The sequence below is a fragment of the Dyadobacter bucti genome (assembly GCF_005869225.1).
GTDB lineage: Bacteria > Bacteroidota > Bacteroidia > Cytophagales > Spirosomataceae > Dyadobacter > Dyadobacter bucti.
On record NZ_SWFP01000009.1, the window covers coordinates 134,856 to 160,152 of the forward strand.

Below are 25,297 nucleotides of genomic sequence, written 5' to 3' on the forward strand. Positions count from 1 at the left end.
TTCCCATCGTTCCGGAAATTTCGTGTATTTATTTCTATACAGGTCAAAACAGCCGATATGTTGCATTTTCCAGGGGAATATATCGATTTATGTTTTTTACCTGAAAACGGGTTTTTATTTTGCCGTTTATACCGAAGTAATTGCTTGCTGAAATTATCTACATTATTTTCATGGATTGTAAATCTAAACTGTTTCAATATTAGAATGGTCATGAAATCTATATTAAAAAAGACGCCAAGGCGCGGGACATTATTTGGATTGGTTTTGACATCGCTCATGGTGGCGCCGTCATTTGCACAGGATTTGCCCAAAGGAGTTAAAAAAGTAACTTCAGTGGAAGGGATTACAGAATATAATCTCGAAAATGGCTTGAAAGTGCTGATGTTCCCGGACCCTTCTAAACCTACCATAACGGTGAACGTTACCTATCTGGTGGGTTCCCGTCATGAGGGTTACGGCGAAACAGGTATGGCGCATTTGCTGGAACACATGGTTTTTAAAGGAACCCCCAAGCATCCCAATATTCCTCAGGAGCTTACGGAACATGGTGCCCGTCCAAACGGCACGACCTGGTACGACCGCACCAATTATTTTGAGACATTTTCAGCATCAGAAGAAAACCTGAAATGGGCACTGGACCTGGAATCGGACCGGATGATCAACTCTTTTATTGCTAAAAAAGATCTGGACAGTGAGTTCAGCGTGGTTCGTAATGAATTTGAATCCGGTGAAAACAGTCCGTTCCGCGTATTGATGGAGCGTGTTCTTTCGGGTTCTTTTTTATGGCATAACTATGGCAAATCCACGATCGGAAACCGTTCGGATATTGAGCGCGTGCCAATCGAGAATCTGCAGGCCTTTTATAAAAAGTATTACCAGCCCGACAACGCGGTGCTGACAGTTGCGGGAAAGATCGACGAACCCAAAACGCTGGCTATGATCAATGAATATTTTGGTAAAATCGCTAAGCCAACACGCGTTTTACCTAAATCGTACACCGTGGAGCCTACGCAGGATGGGGAGCGTTTTGTTGAACTAAAAAGGACAGGCGATGTACAAATGCTGATGGCTGCCTACCATATCATGCCCGGTTCACACGGCGATTATCCTGCTATGGAAGTACTGACCGAACTGTTAACCGCTGAGCCCAATGGAAAGCTGTATAAAAATCTGGTCAACACAAAAAAAGCGTCGTCGGAATTCGGGTTCAGTTTTCAGTTGTTTGATCCCGGGATTGTTTTATTCGGCGCAGAGGTGTTGAAGGAAAAATCCTTGGATGAAGCCAGGAAAGCATTTGTGGCAACCCTCGATTCTTCCGCAATCCTGAAACCGACTGCTGAGGATGTGGAACGTGCCAAAGTAACCTTGCTGAAAAACTGGGATCTTGAATTCCGTAATTCCGAGCGCGTAGGACTAAGCATCAGTGAATCCATAGCAACTGGCGACTGGCGGCTGGCTTTTTTGTTCAGGGATAACATCCGGAAAGTAACACCAGAGGATGTTTTCCGGGTTGCACAATATTATTTTAAACCGTCAAACCGTACCCTCGGGACATTTGTGCCTGAGACCAACCCGGTTAGAGCGGAAATTCCGGAGGCCCCGAACGTGGAGGATCTGGTTAAAAACTACAAAGGAGAAGCTGTGGTAGCAGAAGGCGAGGCTTTTGACCCGTCGCCGATGAATGTTGAAAGCCGTACAACAAGAGTCGAAAAGCCTAATGCAATTGAAACTGCATTATTGCCGAAAAAAACGCGTGGTAACGTGGTGGCCGCGCGGATAACACTTCGTTATGGTGACGAAAAAAGCCTGGCCAACAAGGCTACTGTCTCGGACCTGACAGGTTCCATGCTCGACAAAGGTACCAAGACGAAAACCCGCCAGCAGCTAAAAGACGAGTTTGATAAACTGAAAGCGAGAGTAAGCTTTTTCGGGGCAGCCAACCAGGCAGGTGCCAGCATTGAAACTACCAAAGAAAACCTGCCTGCCGTGATGAAACTGGTTGCAGAAGTTTTGAAAAATCCATCGTTCGATGAAGTTGAATTTGAAAAACTGAAACAGGAGGAACTGGCAGGAATCGAGTCTCAGCGCAGCGAACCGCAGGCTATTGCTTTCAATCAGTTTCGCCGCATCGTAACACCGTACCCAAAAAGCGATATCAGGTATGTGGGTACTTTTGATGAAGATGTAGAAAGCATCAAATCGACTACAATTGACCAGCTCCGACAATTCCATAAGGATTTTTATGGTGCCAATAATGCTTCTGCCAGCGTGGTAGGGGATTTTGATCAGGCTGAAATACAAAAAATACTGGCTGCTGAATTCGGCAGCTGGAAAAGTGCCAAGCCTTTTACAAGGATACCTTCGCCATATATTCCTGTTAAGCCTGAGAATAAATCGCTGGAAACGCCCGACAAAGCGAACGCTATGTTCGTAGCCGGCTTGTATATGCCTTTGCAGGATACCGATCCGGATTATCCGGCACTGGTGATCGGTAACTATCTCCTGGGCGGCGGTTTCCTTAACTCACGTCTGGCTACCCGCATCCGGCAAAAAGATGGATTGAGCTATGGAGTAGGTTCTCAATTCTCGGCCAGTTCGCTGGATAAGAGCGGTTCCTTTATGTCTTACGCGATTTATGCGCCTCAAAATGCCGAAAAACTCGAAGCAGCGTTTAAAGAGGAAATTGAAAAAGCCGTGAAAGAAGGTTTCACCGCCGAAGAGCTGAAAGCTGCGAAATCGGGATATCTGCAGTCGCGGCAGGTGGCGCGCTCACAGGATGCGTCGCTGACAAGCACATTAAGCAATAACCTATACCTGAACCGGACCATGCAGTGGGATGCTGATTTTGAAAAGAAAATCGATTCACTGACCCCTGAACAGATCAAAGCGGCATTTAATAAATATATTGATTACAATAAGCTGGTAATCATCAAAGCAGGTGATTTTGCCAAAGCTAAAAAAGGTGCCCCCGCGGAAGGTGCCCCTGCTTCTATAGGCGGAAGCCAGAAAAAGTAGTGATATTTATACTTGTACGAAAACCGGCTGCAATTAGCAGGCCGGTTTTCTGCTTTTAAGATGGTACATCTTTATATTTGCCTAGTATTAATCCTTACAGCCGCATAATTCCTCACATGAAAATAACTCCAGCCCTGATTTTATTTTTTCTCGCAGCCGTTGCCACGGGAAGCTCCTACGGACAGACAAAACCGAAACCGGTGACGACCAAACCAAGTACCCTGGCACGTCCCAAACTTGTGGTTGGAATTGTGGTGGATCAGATGCGTTATGATTACTTGTACCGCTATTATGACAAGTATAAAGAGGGTGGCCTGAAAAGGTTGATGAACGAAGGTTTTAATTGCAGGAACAATCATTATCATTATGCAATTACTGTAACCGCAGCGGGCCATTCGGCGGTGTATACGGGTGCACTGCCAGCTGTAAATGGTATTGTGGGCAACGACTGGTATGATGCGAATGTGGCCAAAAATGTCTATTGCACTGACGATAGCACAGCTGCAACCGTGGGAAGCAATAATGTAACTGTCGGCAAAATGTCCCCCCGTAACCTGCTCACGAGCACGGTGACCGACCAGCTCAGAATTGCCACGAACTTCCGCTCCAAAACAATCGGTGTCGCGATCAAGGACCGGGCATCTATCTTGCCGGCCGGGCATGCTGCCAGTGGCGCATATTGGTTCGACTCCAAGACCGGAAATTTTGTAACCAGCACCTACTATATGAATGCGTTGCCAGATTGGGTCACAGCGTACAACAATAAAAAAATGCCCGCAGAATATGCAAAAAGAGGCTGGAATACCCTTTTGCCCATAAACCAATATACCCAAAGTTCACCCGACGACGTGGCCTGGGAAGGAACGATTTCCGGAGAAAAAAAGTCTGTTTTTCCACATGATATCATTGGGACTTCCGGTGATGCCTACACAGTATTAACTACCACTCCATGGGGAAATACGATGACCAAGGATATGGCGATTGCGGCGATCAAAGGTGAGAATCTTGGCAAAGGCGCTGATACGGATTTTCTGGCCGTAAGCTTTTCTACGCCTGACAGGATCGGTCACGCCTTCGGCCCGAATTCGGTAGAGCAGGAAGACAATTACCTGAAACTGGATATGGAATTCGCCGATTTTTTTAATTTCCTGGACGGCTGGGCTGGAAAGGGAAATTACACTGTTTTCCTCACGGCCGATCATGGAGCTATGGATGTGCCGGCTTTCTGGCAGGAGCATAAGCTTCCGGCAGGGCTCATGAATTCAACTACATTGGCAAGAACAGTTGTCAAGTCTTTACATGATGCTTTTGGAGAGGGGGAGTATGTTTCGGCTTTTGAAAACTATCAGATATATCTGAACAAAACATTGCTCGCCGGGAAGAAAAAAACAGTGGAGGATGCTTATCAGGTTTTGCGGACGGCTTTGCTTCCGATGCAGGGTGTGGCTGATGTGATCAACTTACGGGATATCGGACGAGCGCCTTTAAATACCTATCAGCTGGAATTGTTTAAAAACAACATCAACGCAAAACGCAGCGGTGATTTGCAGCTCATTGTTCAGCCAGGCTGGTTTGCGGCTTCCTACGCCACCGGTACCGATCACGGAACTCCTTATAATTACGATACACACGTACCTTTTTTACTATATGGTTGGGGCGTGAATAAAGGCGAAACACTTCGCAGGACTACCATCGCGGACATTGCCCCGACAATATCGGCGTTGCTTCATATTTTACCTCCGAGTGGAAATGTGGGTAATCCGGTAGAAGAAGCTTTGAAAAAGTAACTTCAGAAGTTGTCTTTTCCGGTTTTCGGGCCGGCTGGTTTATATTTTTTATTTAAATTAATGATTGTGAGAAGATTATTCATTGTGGCATTGGCCTTGGCAATGTCCTTTACTGTTCCTGCCCAAACATCCAAAGTAACAAAATCATCAAAAATAGCGCGCCCCAAGCTGGTCGTCGGAATTGTAGTGGATCAGATGCGTTACGATTATTTGTACCGCTATTATGACCAATATGTAGAAGGAGGTTTTAAACGTATGATGAATGAAGGCTTCAATTGCCGGAACAATCATTATAGTTATGCTTTGACGGTAACTGCCGCCGGTCATGCTTCGGTTTATACCGGTTCCGTGCCTGCTGTGAACGGTATTATTGGCAATGAATGGTTCGATCCGATTGCTAAGCAAGGAGTGTATTGTGTTGAAGACAGCACCGTTACCACTGTCGGAAGCAACAATCCGACTGTCGGCAAAATGTCTCCGCGTAATTTGCTGACAAGCACAGTGACTGACCAATTAAGGATCGCAACGAATTTCCGTTCCAAAACAATTGGTGTTGCCATCAAGGACCGGGGCTCGATTTTACCTGCCGGGCATACAGCAAACGGATCTTACTGGTTCGATTCTAAAACCGGTAACTGGGTTACCAGTACCTATTATATGAACGACCTCCCGCAATGGGCGAAAGATTACAATGCGAAGAAGATGCCGTCCGAGTATTTGAAAAAAGGATGGAAACTGATGTTGCCCGCTGACCAGTACACACAAAGTTCACCAGACGACGTAGCTTGGGAGGGTAAATTGCCCGGGAATCCAAAACCCGTTTTTCCATATGACCTTGCAGGGTTGGCCGGAGATGCTTTTGGCGTTGTGACCGACACTCCCTGGGGTAACACCATCACAAAAGAAATGGCTATTGAAGCGATAAAAGGGGAGAACCTTGGCAAACGCGGGGAAACAGATTTTCTGGCTATCAGCTTTTCTTCTACCGACAAAATCGGCCACAGGTCAGGGCCCAATTCAGTGGAGCAGCAGGATGATTTCCTGAAACTGGACCGGGAATTTGCAGATCTTTTTACTTTTCTGGATGGTTGGGTTGGAAAAGGAGAGTACACCGTTTTCCTGACGGCGGATCATGGTGTAGTGGACGTACCCGGCTTTGCAAAGGAACATAAACTTCCATCAGGGCTGGTCGACAGAAAAGTTGTAAACGCAACTGTTGATGAGGCATTGAATTCCGCTTTCGGTAGCGATGTATATGTACTGAGCCGGGAGAACAATCAGCTCTATTTCAACCATACATTGTTACAAAGCAAAAATGTTTCTGTTGCACAAGCCTCGGCAGTTGTTCGTGAAGCATTGCTGAAAATACCAGGCGTAGCGGATGTTCTTGATCTGACAGACATGGGAAAAGCCCCGCTGAATACCTATCAGCTTGAACTGTATAAAAACAATGTAAATGCAAAAAGGAGTGGGGATGTGCAGATTTTGACGCTGCCGGGATGGTTTTACGGTACATCTACGGGTACATCTCACGGGACACCCTACAATTACGACACCCAGGTGCCTTTTGTGATTTTTGGATGGGGCATCAATAAAGGGGAAACATTACGCCGGACTTCCGTTTCGGACATTGCACCTACGGTTGCCTCACTGCTTCACATCCTGCCCGGTAGCGGTAACACCGGAAATGCTGTGGAGGAAGCATTAAAAAAATAATTTGCAGTTGATCAAAGCAAAAAGCTGCGCGTCCGTTCCGGAATGCGCAGCTTTTCGCTTACGATAATAAAAATTTCAGGATTCTTCAACAATAAGAACGATACCTTCTGTCCTCATAATAACCACTTTACTTCCCGCGGAAATAAGCGAATGATTAAAGGAAATAGCCTTCCACTCTGCGCCGCGATAGTATATCTTACCTTCTCCGTTCACAGGAATATCTTTGATGACCATAGCGGTTTCACCTACAAACTCATTGTATTCAGGAAGTCCCCGGCGGTCAAGAAGCTTTCGTGCATGCTTTCTGAGGACAATCAGTGATAGAAGTGAAATAACGGAAAACGAAAGGATCTGACTTTCGAGATCATTGAGCAGACCAATTGTTGCCAACAGCGAGGTCGCCAGCGCCCCGAAAGCAAAGAACACAAACACCAGTAAAACACTCACCAACTCTGCCAAAAGCATTATTAGTCCGACGATAAGCCATATTTGCGGCAAAGACAAATCCATATTATTTTTTCTGTTCTGATTTAACAACAGTAAGTGCGGTGGCGATAAGCGAGCTTATATCGGCCAGATTGGCGGGGAGTATCAGTGTATTTCCCGCTTTGGCCAACTTACCAAATTGTTCAACATAGTTATCAGCTACCTTAAGCTGTACCGCTTCCATGCCACCGTCGGTCCGGATCGCCTGCGCAACAAGCCGGATACTTTCGGCAGTAGCTTCCGCCACTGACCTTAAAGCAGCAGCTTCACCTTCCGCTTCATTGATCTGTCTCAAACGGAGACCTTCCGATTCCAATACTGCTTTCTGTTTTTGTCCTTCCGCGACATTAACGGCTGCCTGCTTTTCCCCGTCCGACTGCAAAATCACCGCCCGTCTTTCGCGCTCGGCCTGCATTTGTTTTTCCATAGCATTCAAAACACTTTGAGGAGGGGTGATGTTCTTAATTTCATATCGGAGCACCTTCACCCCCCAGCCGATCGCAGCCTCATCAATGGACTCCACCACTGCACGGTTAATGGTCATACGTTCTTCAAACGTTTTGTCAAGATCCAGTTTCCCGATCTCGCTCCGCATGGTTGTCTGGGCAAGCTGGATTACAGCGAAAGTATAATCTGCGATTCCATAAGCGGCTTTTTTGGGATCAATAACCTGAATAAAGATCACACCATCCATGCGAACCTGAACGTTGTCGCGGGTGATACAAATCTGCTCGGGGATATCGATGGCTGTTTCTTTCAGGGTGTATTTGTATGCTATGCGGTCAAAGAAAGGAACAATAAAATTGATTCCGGGTTGGAGCACGGCATCGAATTTTCCAAGCCGCTCCAATATATACGCTGTCTGCTGGGGAACAACCTTTACGGTCATCAGAATGGTCAGCACTACCAGTACCAGGAGGATTATCAGTGAAGTCATGGAAGTCAGGTTGAATGGTTTATTGCGAAAATAACCATATCAGCCCGACCTTCCTATCACTCTGGGATCAACGTGACGGAAACTGGCTCATCGGTTCAGAAAGGGGATAAAAGGCAATTCCGGTATGTTATTCTTTTAATATTTCTTTTGAAATAACCATTTTTTGTATTTCACTCGTGCCTTCGCCTATTGTACAGAGCTTGCTGTCGCGGTAAAATTTTTCCACCGGGTAATCTTTAATAAATCCATATCCGCCGAAAATCTGAACGGCCTCCCCGGCTACCCGGACGGCTGTTTCGGATGAATGATATTTGGCGACTGAGCTTTCCAGTGTGACTTTCCGGCCCGCATCTTTCATGGCCGCCGCGTGAAACGTAAGTAATGATGAAGCCTGAACATCGGTGTACATATCTGCCAGCTTGAACGCGATAGCCTGAAAATCGCAGATCGCTTTTCCAAACTGCTTTCTTTCTTTGGAATAGGCAAGAGCGGCCTCGTAAGCTCCCTGCGCAATTCCTACTCCCAATGCGGCGATGGAGATCCGGCCGCCATCGAGCACTTTTAATGATTGTATGAATCCGTCACCAACCTCACCCAATCGCTGGCTGTCGGGTATCCGGCAATCCTGGAACAACAGCTCCACGGTTTCGGAAGCACGCATACCCAGTTTGTTTTCTTTTCTGCCTATTGTAAACCCCGGTGTATCCTGCTCTACAATAAAAGCAGTGGCGCCATGTTTGTCGCCCGGTTCTCCCGTTCGGGAAATGAGCACCGTGACGTCGCTGCTTTTACCATTAGTAATAAAGTTTTTGGATCCGTTGACGACCCACTCGTCGCCGTCTTTTATTGCTACGGTTTGCATATTCCCTGCATCCGATCCCGTGTTGGGTTCCGTGAGTCCCCAAGAACCGATCCATCTTCCCGACGTCAGTTCCGGCAGGTATTTTCTTTTTTGAGCTTCACTACCGAACATATAAATATGATTGGTACAAAGTGAGTTATGTGCCGCCATAGACAATCCTACCGACGGGTCTACTTTGGCAAGGGCAATGATTGCTGTTACATATTCCTTGTAGCCCAGTCCCGCGCCGCCATATTCTTCGGGAATAAGCATACCCATAAGCCCGAGTTCACCAAGACTGCGAAATATTTCTATGGGGAATTGTTGTTCTTCGTCCCACTTGCCTATATTAGGCTTTATATTGAGTGAGGCAAAGGTAGTTACGGTTTCGTCTATCAGTTTGCAGATCTCTTCCCGCTGGTCCGGTGTGGTGTGTGATGTCATGGCAGTTGATGATTTACTTGTGTATCTCAATGTTAGCAAGAAAAGAATGATTTTCGCTAACCAGTAACGAACAAATCATTGCCTGGCCCGTAAAGATTCATCTAAAAAAATTACTTTTGCAGTCATCCCTTTTTTTGAGACTTGGTTAAGTACAATCATTGGGTTTAAATGGATTAATCCGATAGCAGTTATATTATAATTATCACATTTATGAAAATTGCAGTTGTAGGTACAGGTTACGTTGGTTTGGTTACAGGAACTTGCTTTGCCGAGACGGGTAACCAGGTTACCTGCGTTGATATTGATATCAAAAAGGTTGAACGTCTGCAGAAAGGCGAGATACCTATTTACGAACCGGGTCTCGATGTTCTTTTTGACCGTAATGTGGCGGAAGGACGTTTGATTTTTACTACTAATCTTGCTGAGGGTATCAAGGATGCGCAGGTGATTTTCCTTGCACTTCCTACACCTCCTGGCGAAGATGGTTCTGCGGATTTAAAATATATCCTTAAGGTAGCCGACGATCTGGGTCATATCCTGGATCAGTACGCAGTGATCATCGATAAAAGCACAGTTCCTGTGGGTACCGCGGAGAAAGTACGTTCAGCGATTGCAAAAAATGCAAAAGTGGAGTTCGATGTGGTTTCCAATCCTGAGTTCCTCCGGGAAGGTGTGGCGGTTGAAGATTTCATGAAGCCTGACCGGGTTGTGGTGGGCACATCTTCTGAAAAAGCCAAAAAGGTGATGGAAAAGCTGTACGCTCCTTTGGTAAGACAAGGTAATCCTGTGATTTTCATGGATGAGCGCTCAGCTGAAATGACTAAATATGCTGCCAACTCATTCCTGGCCATGAAAATCACTTTCATGAACGAGATCGCAAACCTTTGTGAGAAAGTGGGCGCAAATGTGGACGACATCCGTCGCGGGATAGGTACTGACAGCCGTATTGGCAAGCGTTTTCTTTTTGCGGGTATAGGATACGGTGGGAGCTGCTTCCCAAAAGATGTTCAGGCTCTGGCAAAAACATCAAAAGACTACGATTACGATTTTCGTATTCTGACTTCTGTCATGGATGTTAATTACGATCAGAAGAAAAAGCTGCTACCGTTGGTTGAAAAATATTTCGACGGCGTACTTAAAGATAAAACTATTGCTGTATGGGGGCTTGCTTTCAAGCCGTATACCGATGATATCCGCGAGGCGCCTGCGCTTGAAAATATCGAAGCTTTGCTGCAAGCTGGGGCAAAAGTAACGGTTTACGATCCCGAGGCTATGAACAATGTCAAAGGTGTTCTGGGCGATAAAGTTACTTTTTGCCACACGCCCTATGCTGCCCTTGACGATGCGGATGCATTGATGATCTTCACAGAATGGCCGCAGTTCCGCACACCGGAGTTTGAAAAAATGAGCAAGTTGCTGAAAAATAAAGTAATTTTCGACGGTCGGAATCTCTATGAACTGGATCAGATGCGCGAAATGGGTTATACCTATTACAGTATCGGACGGGAAAAAGTGAACTAGATTTCACCCAAGAAAATTTAAATTTCCACTAACTATCTCATTTGAATGAAGCGTGTATTAATTACGGGAGCAGCAGGTTTCTTGGGTTCGCATCTTTGCGAGCGCTTTTTAAAGGAAGGCATGTTTGTGATCGGTATGGATAACCTGATCACGGGTGATATGCGGAATATCGAGCATCTGATGCCGAACCCGAATTTTGAATTTCACCATCATGATGTCACCAAGTTTGTCCATATCCCGGGTGAGCTGGACTACATCATGCATTTCGCCTCTCCTGCGAGCCCGATTGATTATCTAAAAATCCCCATCCAAACCCTGAAAGTGGGTGCGATGGGTACTCATAACCTGCTTGGCCTTGCCCGCGTTAAAAATGCACGTTTTATCATTGCTTCTACTTCGGAAGTATATGGAGATCCTTTGGTACATCCGCAAACAGAAGATTATTGGGGGCACGTTAATCCTATCGGTCCGAGAGGATGCTATGATGAGGCAAAACGGTATCAGGAAGCGATCACAATGGCTTACCATCGTTACCATAATCTGGAAACCAGAATTGTAAGGATATTCAATACTTATGGGCCGAGAATGCGGCTCAATGACGGGCGGGTTCTTCCTGCTTTCATCGGACAGGCTTTGCGCGGCGAGGACATCACTGTATTCGGCGACGGTTCGCAGACACGGTCTTTCTGCTATGTTGATGATCTTGTTGAAGGTATTTACCGGCTGCTCCTGAGCGATTATTCTTTGCCTGTCAACATCGGTAATCCGGGAGAAATTACAATCGGGGAATTTGCTGAGGAAATCATCAAGCTAACCGGTACAGATCAGAAAGTGGTGTACAAGCCGCTTCCGCAGGATGATCCGAAGCAACGCCAGCCAGACATTACTAAGGCGAAAGAGATACTGGGTTGGGAACCGAAAGTTTCCCGTGAGGAAGGTCTGAGAATTACTTACGACTATTTCCGTAACCTGCCTAAGGAGAGATTATACGAAGAATCAAATCACAGGGGCTTCGAAGGTTTCAGTGGCTCTAAATAAAAATCAAAAAAATCCCGCGGATAGCGGGATTTTTAATTTTGGTAGGTAGAAACAGGAAACTACACTTCCATGATTTCTTTTTCCTTAGCGGAAAATATCTGTTCAACTTTGGATACAAATCCATCGGTAAGTTTCTGAACGCGGTCTTCACTTACTTTTACCAAGTCCTCTGCAACTCCTTCCTTGGTCAGTTTTCTCAAAGAGTTATTGGCATCCTGACGAATATTACGGATGTTGATCTTCGCAGTCTCGATTTCGTTTTTTGCGCGTTTAACAAGTTCTCTCCTGCGTTCTTCATTCAGGGGAGGTACTGAAATCCGGATCATTTCTCCGTCATTGGATGGAGAAAAACCAAGGTTTCCGTTGCGTATCGCTTTTTCAATATCATTAATGATCTTTCTTTCAAACGGCTTGATAGCAATGGTCCGGGCATCCGGGGTATTGATGGTTGCCACATTCTGCAAAGGGGTCATAGAGCCGTAATATTCAATCTGGAGACCTTCTAGCATTTGGGGCGATGCCTTTCCGGCACGTATCTTACCCAATTCTATGATAAGGTGTTTGATCGCGCCTTCCATGGTGTCCTTGGCGTCTTCCAGATATAATTCTATTTCTTCCATTGTTTTATAGTAAGGTATTGTATTGCTACTAGTTCGATATCAAAGTCCCAACGTCTTCGCCCATCACCAGATTATACAGGTTTCCGGGTTTGTTCATATCAAAAACGATAATCGGGAGGTTGTTTTCCTTGCAAAGCGTAAAAGCTGTAAGGTCCATGATTTTAAGATTCTTGGACAATGCTTCGTCAAACGTAAGCTGAGCATATTTTGTAGCCAGCGGGTCTTTTTCAGGATCAGCAGTATAAACGCCATCGACCCTCGTACCCTTCAAAACCACTTCGGATTCTGATTCAATAGCACGAAGCCCAGCCGTTGTGTCTGTCGTAAAGTATGGATTTCCCGTTCCGGCACCGAAGATTACGACACGACCTTTTTCAAGGTGGCGTACAGCCCTACGACGGATCAACGGTTCGCAAACCTGTTCCATTTTAATGGCCGACATTAATCTTGTATTCATGCCGTGCTTTTCGAGGGAGCTTTGGATAGCCATCCCATTGATCACGGTTGCGAGCATTCCCATGTGATCACCCTGAACTCGGTCAATCCCGGATTTTTCTACGGATGCACCGCGGAAAATATTTCCTCCGCCGATTACGATTGCGACCTGGACTCCTGCTTCAACTATTCTTTTGATCTCTTTCGCGTAGCTGTCAAGAATATTAAAGTCAATAACCTGTCCTTTGTCGCCCCCGTTGAGTGCTTCTCCGCTCAGTTTTAATAATAAACGTTTATATTTTGGTTCCGGCATGATTGGTGATGTAAGGTGTTTCCGCCCGCAAAAATAAGGCTAGGAAGTCAAGATAAACAAGTAATTTATTGAAACTCCAGCAATACCTGGTTTTTTTCAACAATTTCGCCCGCCTTCACTTTAAGCGCCTTGATTTTTCCGTTTCCGGCTGCTTTGATGACGTTTTCCATTTTCATAGCCACCAATACAAGCAGGGAATCGCCCTTTGCGACTTCGTCTCCTTCGGAAATGGAAACAGACTGGATGAGGCCGGGCATCGGGGCTTTGATATTGTTGAGCTTGGGCGCGGCATTACTTTGCATACCCATACCTTCCAGCAGCAGATCCAACTGATCTTTGGTATTGGTGTGATAATGCTGACCGTTGATGATTAGATGAGTTGTCTTTTCGATGGGATCCGATCCGATAATCTCAATGTTATAAGATTTGTTCTTTCTGATCACATGAAAATGGTTTTTGCTGAGCTCAACCACATCGGCTTCAAACAATTCATTTCCTACAAACCACTGGTCTTTGTCCCGACTGACATGGAAAGAAATCCCGTTATCGCCCGAAGAAGTATCCGGATCGCCGGATACTGTTATTTTTAGCATAATGCTGCGCTGTAATCGTGAACAATTTCTGTAAGTATCTGGTCCAGTTCTTCGAATGACATGCCTTCTACCAGTCGCATCCTGAAAGGTTTGAAGTGTTCAAGGCCTTTGAAATAATTGGTATAGTGCCTGCGCATTTCAAAAACACCGGCTACCGGGCCTTTCCATCTGATCGAAAATTCCAGATGTCTTCTGCAAACTTCCACGCGCTGTTCGAGGGTAGGAGCGGGGAGTTTTTCTCCGGTTTTGAGAAAATGTTTGATTTCGTTGAAAATCCAGGGGTTTCCGATTGTAGCGCGACCGATCATAATGCCGTCAACGCCAAACCTGTTTTTATATTCGAGCGCTTTTTCAGGAGTGTCCACATCGCCGTTTCCGAAAATTGGAATCGTGATTCTGGGGTTATCTTTTATTTTGGAGATCAAAGTCCAGTCTGCCGAACCTTTGTACATCTGTACCCGCGTCCTGCCGTGAACTGACAATGCCTTTATTCCTATATCCTGCAACCGTTCGGCTACCTCCTGAACGTTTTTCGTATTTTCATCCCAGCCCAACCGCGTTTTCACAGTCACTGGCAGATGCGTCGATTTGACGACAGCTTCCGTCATTTTTACCATCTTCGGCACATCCTGTAACAAAGCGGCTCCCGCCCCGCGGCAAGCTACGTTTTTAACGGGGCAGCCGTAGTTGATGTCAATCAGGTCGGGATTTACCCTGGAAGCAATTTCAGCACAGGATCCCATGGTTTCAATGTCGCTGCCAAAAAGCTGTATACCAACCGGCCTTTCATACTCGAAAATATCCAGCTTCTGCACGCTTTTGGCGGCGTCGCGGATCAACCCTTCGGATGAAACAAATTCAGTATACATCAAATCCGCTCCGTTTTCCTTGCAGACTGCGCGAAACGGAGGATCACTTACATCCTCCATAGGAGCCAGCAGCAACGGAAAGTTGCCCAATTCTATATTTCCAATCTTAACCATTTGTTTATAATCAGAACTTGAAATCCTTTTGAATACGGTTTTAAACCAATTTGAATGCGTTTTACTTGTTAACCGCGTGTTTTTAAATTGATAATAAACTGTAAATTTACACCAATTATGCAAAATAGTAACCCTAATCTGGTGGTTTCACGTGTGCCTGGCGCCTGGGGCAGTTTATTGGTTTTGATAGGCTTTGTGCTCATTGGGATGGCAGTCGGCAATATACTGGCTGTAATGATTCTTGCCCTTTACACTTCTGCCGATACGGGCAGCGTAACCGAGCTGCTCAGTCAACTCATCACGAATCCATCGCAGGTGCCGAACGGCTGGTATGCGATGATGATCCTTCAGGGAACGGTACATTTCTTTTCGTATTTGCTTCCATCACTGGTTTACTGGTTCTATATTGAACGTAAGTCACTTCATCAATTTGATTTACGAACTACTCCATCGGCTAATGTTTGGTTTCTTGCGATTATCCTCGTCATTGTCTTTATCCCTGTCAACAGCAAATTCATTGAATGGAACGGGGCTATGGAGCTCCCTGAAATATTTTCAGGGATGGAAAAGTGGATGCGGGACAAAGAAGATCAACTGTCTGTTATGACCGCTTTTCTTACTGAATATGATCAGTTTGGTCAGCTATTGATAGCTTTGTTTGTGGTGGTTTTGCTGCCGGCTCTTGGTGAGGAAGTTCTTTTTAGGGGTATTATTCAGACAAGACTGTCGCAGCAGTGGGGCAATATACATTTGGCGATCTGGGTGTCAGCAGCTATTTTCAGCGCGATCCATTTTCAGTTTTACGGATTTTTGCCACGCATGATGCTGGGCGCATTGTTCGGCTATCTGTATTACTGGACCGGGAATTTGAAAGTGGCAGTGCTGGGACATTTTGTCAATAACGGCTTTGTGCTTGTGATGATGTATTTGCACAACATCAATGTAGTTGACATCAACATCGAAGAAAAAAAATCGATGCCCTGGATGATGGTACTGGCATCACTTTTTCTTTCTGCGGGAATATTGAGTATTATAAAGAAATCGGGTACGGCGCAAAATGCAGCCGCGCGGACGAATCAATAACAATTTGTAACAGCATACGGCTACGTGATTTATGGAGGAGAACTGGGTTAAGGCATTTCAAAGTGAGCAGGCTATCAGGGCCGAGATCGCAAGGGAAATATTCGAACAAAATGAAGTACCGGCAGTAATTGTGAATAAAAAGGATAGTAGTTATCCGATTTTCGGCGCGTATGAAGTGCATGTGCTTGCAAGTGACCTGGCCAAGGCCCAAACATTATTATTGAATGAAGGATCGTTTAAACAATCTGAGTAATTTACAGCAGCGAACAGTAACTGCGCTGGCGGGTGTATTTGTTATTATAGGTTGTATTGTTTACAGTGAATGGACGTTTTTACTGCTTTTCTGCACCATCAGTTCGCTTACCCAGCTCGAGTTTTATAAGTTGCTCGGACTGGATGGCAATCAACCGCTGACATATTATGGTACGTTCTGTGGCACAGTCATGATATTGCTTGCGTACTTGATAGAACAGGACATCGTGGAGTTTGAAAACTACTTCCTGATCAGTCCGTTGCTTTCGATGATCTTTTTTATAAAGCTTTATAAAAAGAATGATCTGAAACCATTTACCAATATAGGATTTACGTTTCTGGGCATTATTTATGTTGCGCTGCCTTTTGCGCTGATCATCGTGATGGCGATGCGCGGTGGAAAATACAACTATGAAATCGTGTTGGGAAGCCTCCTTTTATTATGGGCTTCTGATATTGGCGGCTACTTTGCTGGAACGAAATTTGGGAAGAGAAAACTTTTTGAACGCATTTCTCCTAAAAAATCATGGGAAGGTGCTATAGGAAGTGCGGCCTTCGCGGCGATCATTGCATTTGTGCTGGGTTTTTATTTCCGTACCTTCGAACCCTGGAAATGGTATTGCATAGGGGCGATCATTGTAGTGGTAGGAACTTATGGTGATCTTGTCGAGTCATTGTTCAAGCGCAGCATTGCAATTAAGGATTCGGGAAGTAGTATTCCGGGGCACGGCGGCTTTTTAGATCGGTTTGACGGGCTGCTTTTATCGGCGCCGTTTATTGTTACCTTTCTTAAATTATTTTCCTGAGGTAATAAAAACAATCCCTGGCCGCCAAAGTTAATTTTGATATTGGAATAACAATCTGGAAAGAATGAAACGAAGTCTTTTAATATTTTTCTTAGTGCTTGCGGGAGTGGTTTGTGTCCGGGATTTGTATGCTCAGGGTGAACAAAAGGCCATCGTATTCTCAGGGGTTGTAGTCGGTGGAAAAACTACCGAACTGCTGCCTGGTGCTACCATATTTATTGTCAATGCGGGCCGCGGCACGTTGGCAAAAAGCGACGCATCGTTTACAATCCCTGTTTTTCCGGGTGACAGTATCGTTTTCAGCTACGTGGGTTACAAGAAACAATATCACGTTATTCCAAGAAATTACAATTCTGATATCTATTCGGCCATTGTCGCGCTTCGTGAAGATGTAGTGACGCTTTCCGGAGTTACGATTTATCCGTATTCTACCGAGGAAGAATTCAAAAAGGCATTTCTGGAATTGAAATTGCCTGACCAGGCCGACCGTGATGCTTTGGCAAGGAGTACGGATCCCGACTATCTGAACCGCATGGCTGCACAGGTCCCTAACAACGCGCAAACCAATTACCGGTATTCGATGGATCAGCTGATGTTTGGACGGGAATCGGCTGCCAACAAAGGATTTGCGACCACATTCCCATTTTTGAACCCTTTTGCCTGGGCTAATTTTATCAAATCGGTTAAAAGAGGTGACCTGAAACAAAAGGAATGGAGAAAAGAATTGAATGTAGCTCCCCGGGAAAATATCACCAAGCAGGATTTTCTTCCACCTGTCCCTGTTGAGAAAGAAGTTAAGAAAAACACGACGGATTAGACGTTTGCTGCGGGCAATTCCTGCTTAAATTTCCTTAATTCCAGACTTAGCCCATCAAATACAGCATAATGCTGCTGGGTAACCCATTCCCCAAGATTAATGTATCGCGAGGTGGCATTTACCTGCATGTCCAGCACGAGGTGACGATGCCCGAAAATGTAGAAATCATGATGCTGTAAAGCCTCGATTTCTTTGCAATACTGGAAAAGCCACTCGTTATCTTCACCCAAAAACCGCTCTTCTCCCTTATTGACATTCGCCAGCCGGCTTCGTTTCGACCATTCCATAGCGATCCACATGCCGACATCAGGATGTACGATCCGGAAAATCATCTGAAAAAAAGAGTTTTCGAAAATGTTCTTTAAAAACTTATAGGTATTGTCCCCGGGCCCGAGGCCATCCCCATGACCCACAAAAAACGACTGTTTTGTATTTTTTCCTCTAATCGTAAAAACAACGGGATTGCGGTAAATGACGGCATTAAGCTCCTCTGTGAGATATCCCGACATCCACATATCATGGTTTCCGGTAAAGATGATCAGTTCAATGCCCTTATCAGAAAGTTCAGCGAGCTTGCCCAGAAAGCGAACAAAGCCTTTTGGGACTGCCTTTTTATATTCAAACCAAAAATCAAAGATATCACCGACCAGAAAAACGGTCTGAGCATCCTTTTGAATGGTATCGAGCCAGTTTACGAGCAACTTTTCTCTTTCCCGGCTTTTTGCCGCGGTAGGTACCCCGAGATGAAAGTCGGATGAAAAATAAATGCTGCGCCCTTCGTGTAATGAAATAGTCTTTTGCTCGAACTGAAGATTCATGGGATGATTACAAATGCGGTGCAATTTACGATCTTCCTTTTAAAAGGCATCAGCAAGCAGGCAGAATGCCTGCCAGAGCCGGATTTATATGGTTTTCCGGCAGTCTCTTTTTAGATTGCAATAGTAAAATTTAATTAACGATGAACAGAAAATATTTTTATTGCTTTTTGTTGAGCGCGTTATTAGCGGGCATTCAACCTACAAATGCACAAGCGGTTAAGAAAATCCCGGCCGACAAGCAGCGTGCAACCCAGTGGAGCCCGGCCAAGGGACAGTATTATTTTAGCCACGCCCTTGTATTTGATTATGAGAACAAAACAGAAAAAACAAGAGGCTCCCTCAAAATCCATGTCGATCCGGTAACTGGTGCCATGTGCTTTCAGAAAGAGAGCAGCTTCAAGCTGGGGGCGAAATCATTTGATTTCATTATAGGTTTCCCGGATGGGAAATATATTTATTGCGGGGTGGATGAAAACGGTAAGAAGGTAAAGATTACGGAAATCCAGGAAGCCTTGAAACTTGACGCAGAAACGAAAGCACAGCAAAAGGAGGATTTCACAACATACTGTATCCCCACTGCGAATACCCGCCAGGAATTCGGGCTGGAAAGTCAGGAGTATGATCTGGGCTACGCCACCTCGGACGCGAAAGATAAGATTTGGCTTGCAAAAACACCTTTCAGCGTTTATTCATTATATGGTTTCGAGCTTATTGAAGGGGCAGTCAGTTTGCCGGTTTCGTTCGATTACATGCACCTGCTTGCACCCGACCAGCTTTTGACAGAGATCAATTCAAAAGATCTGGTTTTGAAGTTGACTTCATTCGGGCGGGATCCTTTTCTGGCGGTTACAAAAGGATATCAGGAGCTGAAAGTCAATGACTGAAAAAATTGAGCACCGGGTTGCATTTGTAACAGATCCAGCCCGGTACTATTTAAAATTTATGCAGTTTCAGCAGCAGCTCTTTCAGCCATTACTTCCGAAAGTGGCCGCATATTGGCCGGAATTTCCTGCTCTTCTTCTTCGGCAGTGTATGGGAATACATCCAGGATCGGGGTAAGGTTAATATCTGTCGTTTCATAAGGGATCAGGAAATTACGCATGCTTTCGTTGATCCGGTCGAGCGCTTGCTGAATACCATCTGCATTCACGAGCATGTAATTCACGATCTTTTTTTCTTTGCCACTTTTTTCATCCACAGAAAAATAGATCACTTTAGCCTTAAACCATTGTTCTCCATCCTCATATGCGAACAGATCTGCGAGCCGCATGCGGGTAATGCTGGAGACACTGAAATCGCTGGCACCGGTAACAATCTGCTTATAAAGCCTTGCTTCCGACTCTGTGTAGGACACTGCATCCACAAGATATACTTCATTAATTGTCTTCAGACTTCCCGCGTCGTCCTCTTTTTGATACCTGATTTTTCCTAAATACCAGCTTGCCATGATCGTTTTGTTTTTTAAACTGAAAAGTCTGCAAATGTATATGCTGGCATTAATGCATCCAATAATCCGTGTTTTTAAACCGGGGAAAAAATATAAGGGATGCCTGATAATGCACGTGGCATGCGTGCGTTGTGAAACCGACTGTTTAACTTGCGGAAAAAAAAGACAAAGATGAAAAAATGCATTTGGGGCGCATTATTGCTGGTCGCCGGAATATTATCAAGTTGTGGCGTAGGTCGTCAGGTATCAGAAGCCAAGACATTTGGGGAATGTAAATACGACATTGCTTCCGTGGACAGCGTTTATCTCGCCGGAATAGATGTTCGTGAGTTCAAAAACATCAAAAGTTTCAGCGATTTCGATCTCGCCAAATATCCGGGGCTTGCTTTAGCACTTTTCAGGAAAAATGTTCCGCTTGATCTCCGGGTTAACGTCGATATCACAAATCCGACTAAAAAGCGTGCAGCCATCAACCAGCTTGAATATAAGGTACTCTTGTCCGATAACGAGTTATTCAATGGATTCTTGAACCAGATGATTGAAGTTATGCCTGGAACGGGAAGTACGCGTGTGCCTGTAAGACTGAACACAAATGCCTATCGGTTGCTTTCCGATGATAAAACACGTGACGAATTCATCAATATGGTTCTCGCCCTCACCGGTAAATCGGGTGCGAAGCCAGCAAAGTTTATTGTAAAAGTGAGACCCACGCTGGACCTTGCAGGAAAACAAGTGAATTACCCCGGCTATATCACCTTTGAAAAGGAGATTACCAGTCAAATGATCACCGGAACCCGATAACGGTTTTGCTTTAATAAAATTTTCACTCCGTTTTGAAGATATTTTTAGATAACCCCTGTTTGTTCGAATATTTCGGGCTCGTCCTGGTTCTGCTGTTACTTTTTCTTATTTCCTGCTTTTTTAAAGAGCTGCTTGTATTAAAAAAGTGGTTGGGGCTGGGTCTTGTAGTAGTTCCGATCGTTTATTTCTACATCATTCTGGAATCGCATATTATCAATATTCCTTTTACGGATGATTATAATTTGCTCGAAACCGTTCACAATTTCAGGAACAGTAATAGTTTTCTGGATTCTGTAAAGATACTTTTTGAGCAGGTAAACCAGCACAGGTTCGCTTTTGAACGGATTGTAATGCTGATCATGGTCTTTCTGACCGGGACAGTTAATATAAAAATACAGATTCTGATAGGGAATCTTTTTATGCTTGGCATCCTGTATCTTTTATTCCTCGCATTAAAAAGAGAGCGAATCAGCTGGTATTACTTCATACCGGTTCCGTACATGCTTTTCAATCTTGCTTACTTCGAAAATGCATATTGGGGAATTGCCGCAATCCAGAATACCCCTCTGATCTTTTTTTCATTTTTGTCTGCTTATGGGGTTGCCCGGCAGGACAGGAAAGGCTGGTATATCGGCCTCTCATTTGCTTTGATCGCAACTTTTACCAGTGGGAGCGGTTTGTTGACCTGGATTGTGGGGGCTATTATACTTGGATTTCAGAAACGTTTTAAATTATTGGGTCAGTGGTTTGGCATTGCCACTTGCGTTGTTCTTTTCTATTTCCTGTTTGATTATTATTTCATCGTTTCCGACGGAGAAAAAGTCTGGGAACATCCTGTATTCAATACCGTCTTCATATTGGGTTTTTGGGGGAATGCCCTATATCTCGATATTCCTCACCCTTTGGTGCCTGTTTTTTATGAAGACTTGGTATGGTGCGTAATACTTGGAGCTGGTATCGCACTGGTGTTTTTCGTTTGGTTCCTGAAAATCTGGCTGGGCAAAAATCCCACCAGAAGCTACTGGTTTTTGTGGGGTGCATTGATGTTCTCGATGGGTACGGGGGCGATGTTCGTAGTTAGCAGGCCGCTCGCCAACTACCTGATGTATGGTGGCAACGTGCTTTCAAGACGGTATATGATTTTCGGTGTAGTACTCGTCGCTACGGCTTATGTCTGCATTTTGTTATTAAGCAAAAACAGCAAAAAATTAAAAAATGTTGTCGCTGTCCTGGGCATGACCGGATTTTTAGCGCTCAATTTTACAAGCTACTTTACGTCGACCATCCATGTTCGTAAAATGTATGAGGATTTACGGATCGACGGTTTTTTCTGGAAAAACTACGAGACATTTTTAACAACGGGAGAAGAATTCGAAGATGTGCCTTTCTGGAACCACCCGACCAGAATGGCCAACCTGATCGATACGATCCAGGCAGCCGGGTTGAGCGATCTTTACCAGTTCAATACATTCCCGGGTCACCAAAAAATCATTGCCGAAACGGGGGTGAAGGATCATTTGTTCGACGGGGCCTTTGAGATGAAAATCGAATACCGGAATGCGGGAGACAACTTACCGGCGAAATACCTCATTTTCCGGGCCACAAAGGGTAAAAAAGAAAGTCCGCGGTACTTCGTCCTGGCATCAGAGGATCATAACCTGGTTTTGCCCGCGTTGCCTGTTCCTTATTCGGTGACGGATTTTCTGAGGAAAAAAACATATTACAGCGATGATGTCCAATATGCATTGTTCCGGCAAAAACTTCCTGCCGGTAAATATGATGTATGGATGATGTCGGAAAATACCTCGGGGCCTCAGAAATGGCGGTCTGAATTTACCGGGAAGAAAGTTTTTTTATTTTAAATATATCAAAGCATAGCATACAATGCAGATTCTGACATATAATCTCAACGGTATCAGGGCGGCTTTAAGAAATGGGCTGATCGAATGGCTAAGTACGAAGCCGGTGGATTTACTTTGTTTTCAGGAGGTTAAGGCCACGCCCGACGTGGTTGACTTGTCAGGTTTTCAAGCGCTGGGTTACGAATTGATCGGCTGGCATGCTGCTGAAAAGAAAGGCTATAGTGGCGTAGCTATGTTCTCAAAAATAAAACCGGATCTGGTATCAATCGGATGCTCGATCCAGACTTATGATACAGAAGGACGGATATTGAGGGCTGATTTCGGTGATCTCACTGTTCTGAACTGTTATTTTCCTTCAGGTACAAGCGGAGAAATCCGTCAGGGCGTTAAGATGACATTTCTGGCTGATTTTTACGAATGGGTGAATGAACTTAGGAAAGAACGCCCTAACCTGATCATCTGCGGCGACTATAATATTGCGCATACAGAGATCGATATTCATGACCCGGTACGAAATAAAAAAACGTCGGGCTTCCTGCCGGAAGAACGGGATTGGATGACGAAATGGTTTGGCAGCGGTTATACCGATGCTTTCAGGTTTAAAAACCCGGATCTCCGGGAATATTCATGGTGGACCTACCGGGCCGGTGCACGAGGTAACAACAAGGGATGGCGGATTGACTATATTTCGGTTGCTGATACGATCAAAGACAGAATTGTGTCGAGCAGGCAATATAACGATGCGGTGCATTCCGACCATTGTCCGGTTTTTCTGGACATTGAAAACGAATAGAAGACGGCGGGTTGCTATGCTTTTGGGAAGTGCCCTATTTATCGCACTTTTTTGTATTTTTGATAAAAGCAGAAATAAAAATGAGGTCATGAATATTCAGATGCCGGTAACTTTAAAAATGGGCGACCTGATGAGTGAAGAGGAATTCTTCCAGTTTTGCCAAATGAACGACACACTAGAGTTCGAAAGGGACTCACATGGAAATATTATTCTTATGTCTCCGACAGGATCATTTACAGGTAATTTTAATCTACGGGTTTCAGGACATTTATTTCTTTGGAATGAAGGTTCCGGTCTTGGAGAGGTGTTTGATTCCTCTACAGGCTTTACACTTCCAAACGGAGCTATAAGATCTCCTGATGTTTCATGGATAAAAAGTGACAATTGGAACGCGCTTTCTCAGGAAGAAAAAGAGCAATTCGCGCCGATCTGTCCTGATTTTGTTATTGAAATACGTTCAAAATCAGATGAGCTGCAATACCTGCAGGATAAGATGCTGGAATACCTCGCCAACGGCAGTGAACTTGGCTGGCTTATTGATCGCTTTGAAGGAAAAGTAGGTGTTTACCGGTCAGGACGGGCCGTGACTGTTCATGATACGCTTGATATTGACCTTTCCGGCGAATCGGTTTTACCAGGTTTTTTGCTTAATCCTGGTGCCCTGATCAAATAGTCTCAACGCAATATGAACATTCAGATGCCGGTAACTTTGAAGATGGGCGACCTGATGAGTGAAGAGGAATTCTTCCAGTTTTGCCAAATGAACGACACACTAGAGTTCGAAAGGGACTCGCATGGAAATATTATTCTTATGTCTCCGACAGGATCTTTTACGGGTGGATTTAATTCTAAAGTTTTAACTGAGCTTGGAATTTGGAATAAAGAAAATCAGTTGGGCGAAGTGTTTGATTCCTCTACCGGCTTTACACTTCCAAACGGAGCTATAAGATCTCCGGATGTTTCATGGATAAAAAGTGACAATTGGAACGCGCTTTCTCAGGAAGAAAAAGAGCAATTTGCGCCGATCTGTCCTGATTTTGTTATTGAAATACGTTCAAAATCAGATGAGCTGCAATACCTGCAGGATAAGATGCTGGAATACCTCGCCAACGGCAGTGAACTTGGCTGGCTTATTGACCGCTTTGAAGGAAAAGTAGGTGTTTACCGGTCAGGACAGGCCGTGACTGTTCATGATACGCTCGATATTGACCTTTCGGGCGAATCGGTTTTACCAGGTTTTTTGCTTAATCCCGGTGCCCTGATCAAGTAATCCTTCAACCCACGTCATAGTTTGTTCCGGTATTTTTTAATTTACAAGCCTTTTGGAATGCTTTCCCAGTTTAGTCGTGAAGGGGAGCACCCGACACTGGCAGATCTCGACTTCAAGTTCCCCAAAGATGTATACCCGGTCGGCAGGCTGGATTCTGATAGTGAAGGGTTACTGCTGCTCACGAACGACAACTTTTTAAAGACCAAGCTCCTCGAACCCAGAAACCGGCACGTCCGGACTTATTATGTGCAGGTAGAAGGTGAAATGACTGAGGAAGCATGTGCATCGCTCAGCAACGGGGTTACAATTTCAATTAACGGAAAATCATACCATACGCTCCCGGCAGCTGCACATTTGATAGAGGAGCCGTTTCTACCCGAGCGAAACCCGCCGATCAGGTTCCGCAAAAATATCCCGGTTTCCTGGGTTTCCATTTCTTTACACGAAGGAAAAAATCGTCAGGTCAGACGGATGACCGCTGCGGTCGGCTTTCCTACGCTCCGGCTTGTACGCTGGTCAGTTGGAAAAATTTCTTTGGCTGATCAAAAAGGAAATTCTGCTAACCCAGGCGACGTATGGGAAGTTAGCGCAAAAGACGCGCAACGCTTTTACCTGTGAT

Annotated in this window: 25 protein-coding genes; 16 read left to right on the forward strand and 9 right to left on the reverse strand. The window is 44.9% G+C overall.

Features of this window, described 5'->3' with window-relative positions:
* The first annotated feature begins 204 nt into the window (after window positions 1–204).
* From FBF61_RS26280 to pafA (FBF61_RS26290), 3 genes are all read left to right on the forward strand, one after another.
* Window positions 205–3,015 (forward strand): M16 family metallopeptidase, encoded by a 2,811-nt coding sequence (locus tag FBF61_RS26280; protein ID WP_374756633.1) that lies wholly within the window; start codon window positions 205–207, stop codon window positions 3,013–3,015.
* 116 nt (window positions 3,016–3,131) lie between these two features.
* Window positions 3,132–4,802 carry an alkaline phosphatase PafA gene (gene pafA / locus FBF61_RS26285; protein WP_138483003.1) on the forward strand — a complete coding sequence of 557 codons (1,671 nt, stop codon included), beginning with the start codon at window positions 3,132–3,134 and terminating at the stop codon, window positions 4,800–4,802.
* A gap of 60 nt (window positions 4,803–4,862) precedes the next feature.
* A complete protein-coding gene (gene pafA / locus FBF61_RS26290; protein ID WP_138483005.1) occupies window positions 4,863–6,518 on the forward strand; it encodes an alkaline phosphatase PafA in 1,656 nt (551 codons plus the stop codon).
* A 75-nt stretch (window positions 6,519–6,593) separates the two neighbouring features.
* On the opposite strand, the gene FBF61_RS26295 is transcribed toward pafA (FBF61_RS26290), so the two are convergent.
* The 3 genes from FBF61_RS26295 to FBF61_RS26305 form a co-directional block, all read right to left on the reverse strand.
* Window positions 6,594–7,028, reverse strand: coding sequence for an NfeD family protein (locus FBF61_RS26295; protein WP_138483007.1), 435 nt, complete (start codon window positions 7,026–7,028; stop codon window positions 6,594–6,596).
* Window position 7,029: 1 nt separating this feature from the next.
* Window positions 7,030–7,941 carry an SPFH domain-containing protein gene (locus FBF61_RS26300; protein WP_138483009.1) on the reverse strand — a complete coding sequence of 304 codons (912 nt, stop codon included), beginning with the start codon at window positions 7,939–7,941 and terminating at the stop codon, window positions 7,030–7,032.
* Between the two features lie 127 nt (window positions 7,942–8,068).
* Window positions 8,069–9,226, reverse strand: coding sequence for an acyl-CoA dehydrogenase family protein (locus FBF61_RS26305; protein ID WP_138483011.1), 1,158 nt, complete (start codon window positions 9,224–9,226; stop codon window positions 8,069–8,071).
* A gap of 210 nt (window positions 9,227–9,436) precedes the next feature.
* Here FBF61_RS26305 and FBF61_RS26310 point away from each other — a divergent pair, with 210 nt between their 5' ends.
* On the forward strand, window positions 9,437–10,747 hold the full coding sequence (locus FBF61_RS26310; RefSeq protein ID WP_138483013.1) for a UDP-glucose dehydrogenase family protein: 1,311 nt from the start codon (window positions 9,437–9,439) through the stop codon (window positions 10,745–10,747).
* Window positions 10,748–10,792: 45 nt separating this feature from the next.
* Window positions 10,793–11,785, forward strand: coding sequence for a UDP-glucuronic acid decarboxylase family protein (locus FBF61_RS26315; RefSeq protein WP_138483015.1), 993 nt, complete (start codon window positions 10,793–10,795; stop codon window positions 11,783–11,785).
* Between the two features lie 59 nt (window positions 11,786–11,844).
* On the opposite strand, the gene frr is transcribed toward FBF61_RS26315, so the two are convergent.
* The 4 genes from frr to dusB form a co-directional block, all read right to left on the reverse strand.
* Window positions 11,845–12,405, reverse strand: coding sequence for a ribosome recycling factor (gene frr, locus FBF61_RS26320; protein WP_138483017.1), 561 nt, complete (start codon window positions 12,403–12,405; stop codon window positions 11,845–11,847).
* A gap of 28 nt (window positions 12,406–12,433) precedes the next feature.
* Window positions 12,434–13,153 (reverse strand): UMP kinase, encoded by a 720-nt coding sequence (gene pyrH / locus FBF61_RS26325; protein ID WP_138483020.1) that lies wholly within the window; start codon window positions 13,151–13,153, stop codon window positions 12,434–12,436.
* 65 nt (window positions 13,154–13,218) lie between these two features.
* Window positions 13,219–13,746 carry an acyl-CoA carboxylase biotin carboxyl carrier protein subunit gene (locus FBF61_RS26330; protein ID WP_138483022.1) on the reverse strand — a complete coding sequence of 176 codons (528 nt, stop codon included), beginning with the start codon at window positions 13,744–13,746 and terminating at the stop codon, window positions 13,219–13,221.
* Window positions 13,740–14,729 (reverse strand): tRNA dihydrouridine synthase DusB, encoded by a 990-nt coding sequence (dusB, locus tag FBF61_RS26335; RefSeq protein ID WP_138483024.1) that lies wholly within the window; start codon window positions 14,727–14,729, stop codon window positions 13,740–13,742. The genes FBF61_RS26330 and dusB overlap by 7 nt, the downstream gene beginning before the upstream one ends.
* Window positions 14,730–14,846: 117 nt before the next feature.
* Here dusB and FBF61_RS26340 point away from each other — a divergent pair, with 117 nt between their 5' ends.
* The 4 genes from FBF61_RS26340 to FBF61_RS26355 all read left to right on the forward strand — a co-directional run bounded on the left by FBF61_RS26340 (window position 14,847) and on the right by FBF61_RS26355 (window position 17,687).
* On the forward strand, window positions 14,847–15,812 hold the full coding sequence (locus FBF61_RS26340) for a CPBP family intramembrane glutamic endopeptidase (RefSeq protein WP_138483026.1): 966 nt from the start codon (window positions 14,847–14,849) through the stop codon (window positions 15,810–15,812).
* Between the two features lie 31 nt (window positions 15,813–15,843).
* Complete coding sequence (locus tag FBF61_RS26345; RefSeq protein WP_138483028.1) at window positions 15,844–16,065, forward strand: putative signal transducing protein; 222 nt, start codon at window positions 15,844–15,846, stop codon at window positions 16,063–16,065.
* The gene (locus tag FBF61_RS26350) at window positions 16,037–16,870 is read left to right on the forward strand and encodes a phosphatidate cytidylyltransferase (protein WP_138483031.1); all 834 of its coding nucleotides are present in this window, start codon (window positions 16,037–16,039) and stop codon (window positions 16,868–16,870) included. The genes FBF61_RS26345 and FBF61_RS26350 overlap by 29 nt, the downstream gene beginning before the upstream one ends.
* Window positions 16,871–16,934: 64 nt before the next feature.
* Window positions 16,935–17,687 carry a carboxypeptidase-like regulatory domain-containing protein gene (locus tag FBF61_RS26355; RefSeq protein WP_138483033.1) on the forward strand — a complete coding sequence of 251 codons (753 nt, stop codon included), beginning with the start codon at window positions 16,935–16,937 and terminating at the stop codon, window positions 17,685–17,687.
* Here FBF61_RS26355 and FBF61_RS26360 read toward each other — a convergent pair.
* Window positions 17,684–18,505 carry a UDP-2,3-diacylglucosamine diphosphatase gene (locus FBF61_RS26360; RefSeq protein ID WP_138483035.1) on the reverse strand — a complete coding sequence of 274 codons (822 nt, stop codon included), beginning with the start codon at window positions 18,503–18,505 and terminating at the stop codon, window positions 17,684–17,686. The two genes, FBF61_RS26355 and FBF61_RS26360, sit on opposite strands and share 4 nt — an antisense overlap.
* A 140-nt stretch (window positions 18,506–18,645) precedes the next feature.
* Between FBF61_RS26360 and FBF61_RS26365 the strand changes: the two genes are divergently transcribed.
* Window positions 18,646–19,389 carry a hypothetical protein gene (locus FBF61_RS26365; protein ID WP_138483037.1) on the forward strand — a complete coding sequence of 248 codons (744 nt, stop codon included), beginning with the start codon at window positions 18,646–18,648 and terminating at the stop codon, window positions 19,387–19,389.
* Window positions 19,390–19,445: 56 nt separating this feature from the next.
* Here the strand turns inward: FBF61_RS26365 and FBF61_RS26370 are convergent, their stop codons facing one another.
* Complete coding sequence (locus FBF61_RS26370) at window positions 19,446–19,952, reverse strand: DUF4494 domain-containing protein (protein WP_138483039.1); 507 nt, start codon at window positions 19,950–19,952, stop codon at window positions 19,446–19,448.
* A 171-nt stretch (window positions 19,953–20,123) separates the two neighbouring features.
* Here FBF61_RS26370 and FBF61_RS26375 point away from each other — a divergent pair, with 171 nt between their 5' ends.
* The 6 genes from FBF61_RS26375 to FBF61_RS26400 all read left to right on the forward strand — a co-directional run bounded on the left by FBF61_RS26375 (window position 20,124) and on the right by FBF61_RS26400 (window position 25,296).
* Window positions 20,124–20,753 (forward strand): hypothetical protein, encoded by a 630-nt coding sequence (locus FBF61_RS26375; protein WP_138483041.1) that lies wholly within the window; start codon window positions 20,124–20,126, stop codon window positions 20,751–20,753.
* Window positions 20,754–20,785: 32 nt separating this feature from the next.
* Window positions 20,786–22,615, forward strand: a complete 1,830-nt coding sequence (locus FBF61_RS26380; RefSeq protein ID WP_229215233.1) for a glycosyltransferase family protein — start codon at window positions 20,786–20,788, stop codon at window positions 22,613–22,615.
* A gap of 22 nt (window positions 22,616–22,637) precedes the next feature.
* Window positions 22,638–23,408 (forward strand): exodeoxyribonuclease III, encoded by a 771-nt coding sequence (locus FBF61_RS26385; protein WP_138483043.1) that lies wholly within the window; start codon window positions 22,638–22,640, stop codon window positions 23,406–23,408.
* 130 nt (window positions 23,409–23,538) lie between these two features.
* On the forward strand, window positions 23,539–24,081 hold the full coding sequence (locus tag FBF61_RS26390) for a Uma2 family endonuclease (protein ID WP_229215234.1): 543 nt from the start codon (window positions 23,539–23,541) through the stop codon (window positions 24,079–24,081).
* 12 nt (window positions 24,082–24,093) lie between these two features.
* Window positions 24,094–24,678 carry a Uma2 family endonuclease gene (locus tag FBF61_RS26395; RefSeq protein ID WP_138483047.1) on the forward strand — a complete coding sequence of 195 codons (585 nt, stop codon included), beginning with the start codon at window positions 24,094–24,096 and terminating at the stop codon, window positions 24,676–24,678.
* A 57-nt stretch (window positions 24,679–24,735) separates the two neighbouring features.
* Entirely contained in the window at window positions 24,736–25,296 is a 561-nt protein-coding gene (locus FBF61_RS26400; RefSeq protein ID WP_229215235.1) for a pseudouridine synthase, read from the forward strand.
* Window position 25,297: the final 1 nt, after the last annotated feature.

Coding starts and splice junctions, on each gene's coding strand:
- FBF61_RS26315 (WP_138483015.1), top strand. CDS start 10,793: ATGAAGCGTGTATTAATTACGGGAGCAGCAGGTTTCTTGGGTTCGCAT.
- FBF61_RS26385 (WP_138483043.1), top strand. CDS start 22,638: ATGCAGATTCTGACATATAATCTCAACGGTATCAGGGCGGCTTTAAGA.
- pafA (WP_138483003.1), top strand. CDS start 3,132: ATGAAAATAACTCCAGCCCTGATTTTATTTTTTCTCGCAGCCGTTGCC.
- FBF61_RS26300 (WP_138483009.1), bottom strand. CDS start 7,941: ATGACTTCACTGATAATCCTCCTGGTACTGGTAGTGCTGACCATTCTG.
- frr (WP_138483017.1), bottom strand. CDS start 12,405: ATGGAAGAAATAGAATTATATCTGGAAGACGCCAAGGACACCATGGAA.
- FBF61_RS26305 (WP_138483011.1), bottom strand. CDS start 9,226: ATGACATCACACACCACACCGGACCAGCGGGAAGAGATCTGCAAACTG.
- FBF61_RS26395 (WP_138483047.1), top strand. CDS start 24,094: ATGAACATTCAGATGCCGGTAACTTTGAAGATGGGCGACCTGATGAGT.
- FBF61_RS26365 (WP_138483037.1), top strand. CDS start 18,646: ATGAACAGAAAATATTTTTATTGCTTTTTGTTGAGCGCGTTATTAGCG.
- FBF61_RS26390 (WP_229215234.1), top strand. CDS start 23,539: ATGAGTGAAGAGGAATTCTTCCAGTTTTGCCAAATGAACGACACACTA.
- dusB (WP_138483024.1), bottom strand. CDS start 14,729: ATGGTTAAGATTGGAAATATAGAATTGGGCAACTTTCCGTTGCTGCTG.
- pafA (WP_138483005.1), top strand. CDS start 4,863: ATGATTGTGAGAAGATTATTCATTGTGGCATTGGCCTTGGCAATGTCC.
- FBF61_RS26330 (WP_138483022.1), bottom strand. CDS start 13,746: ATGCTAAAAATAACAGTATCCGGCGATCCGGATACTTCTTCGGGCGAT.
- FBF61_RS26340 (WP_138483026.1), top strand. CDS start 14,847: ATGCAAAATAGTAACCCTAATCTGGTGGTTTCACGTGTGCCTGGCGCC.
- FBF61_RS26295 (WP_138483007.1), bottom strand. CDS start 7,028: ATGGATTTGTCTTTGCCGCAAATATGGCTTATCGTCGGACTAATAATG.
- pyrH (WP_138483020.1), bottom strand. CDS start 13,153: ATGCCGGAACCAAAATATAAACGTTTATTATTAAAACTGAGCGGAGAA.
- FBF61_RS26360 (WP_138483035.1), bottom strand. CDS start 18,505: ATGAATCTTCAGTTCGAGCAAAAGACTATTTCATTACACGAAGGGCGC.
- FBF61_RS26375 (WP_138483041.1), top strand. CDS start 20,124: ATGAAAAAATGCATTTGGGGCGCATTATTGCTGGTCGCCGGAATATTA.
- FBF61_RS26310 (WP_138483013.1), top strand. CDS start 9,437: ATGAAAATTGCAGTTGTAGGTACAGGTTACGTTGGTTTGGTTACAGGA.
- FBF61_RS26400 (WP_229215235.1), top strand. CDS start 24,736: ATGCTTTCCCAGTTTAGTCGTGAAGGGGAGCACCCGACACTGGCAGAT.
- FBF61_RS26345 (WP_138483028.1), top strand. CDS start 15,844: ATGGAGGAGAACTGGGTTAAGGCATTTCAAAGTGAGCAGGCTATCAGG.
- FBF61_RS26370 (WP_138483039.1), bottom strand. CDS start 19,952: ATGGCAAGCTGGTATTTAGGAAAAATCAGGTATCAAAAAGAGGACGAC.
- FBF61_RS26280 (WP_374756633.1), top strand. CDS start 205: ATGGTCATGAAATCTATATTAAAAAAGACGCCAAGGCGCGGGACATTA.
- FBF61_RS26355 (WP_138483033.1), top strand. CDS start 16,935: ATGAAACGAAGTCTTTTAATATTTTTCTTAGTGCTTGCGGGAGTGGTT.
- FBF61_RS26350 (WP_138483031.1), top strand. CDS start 16,037: ATGAAGGATCGTTTAAACAATCTGAGTAATTTACAGCAGCGAACAGTA.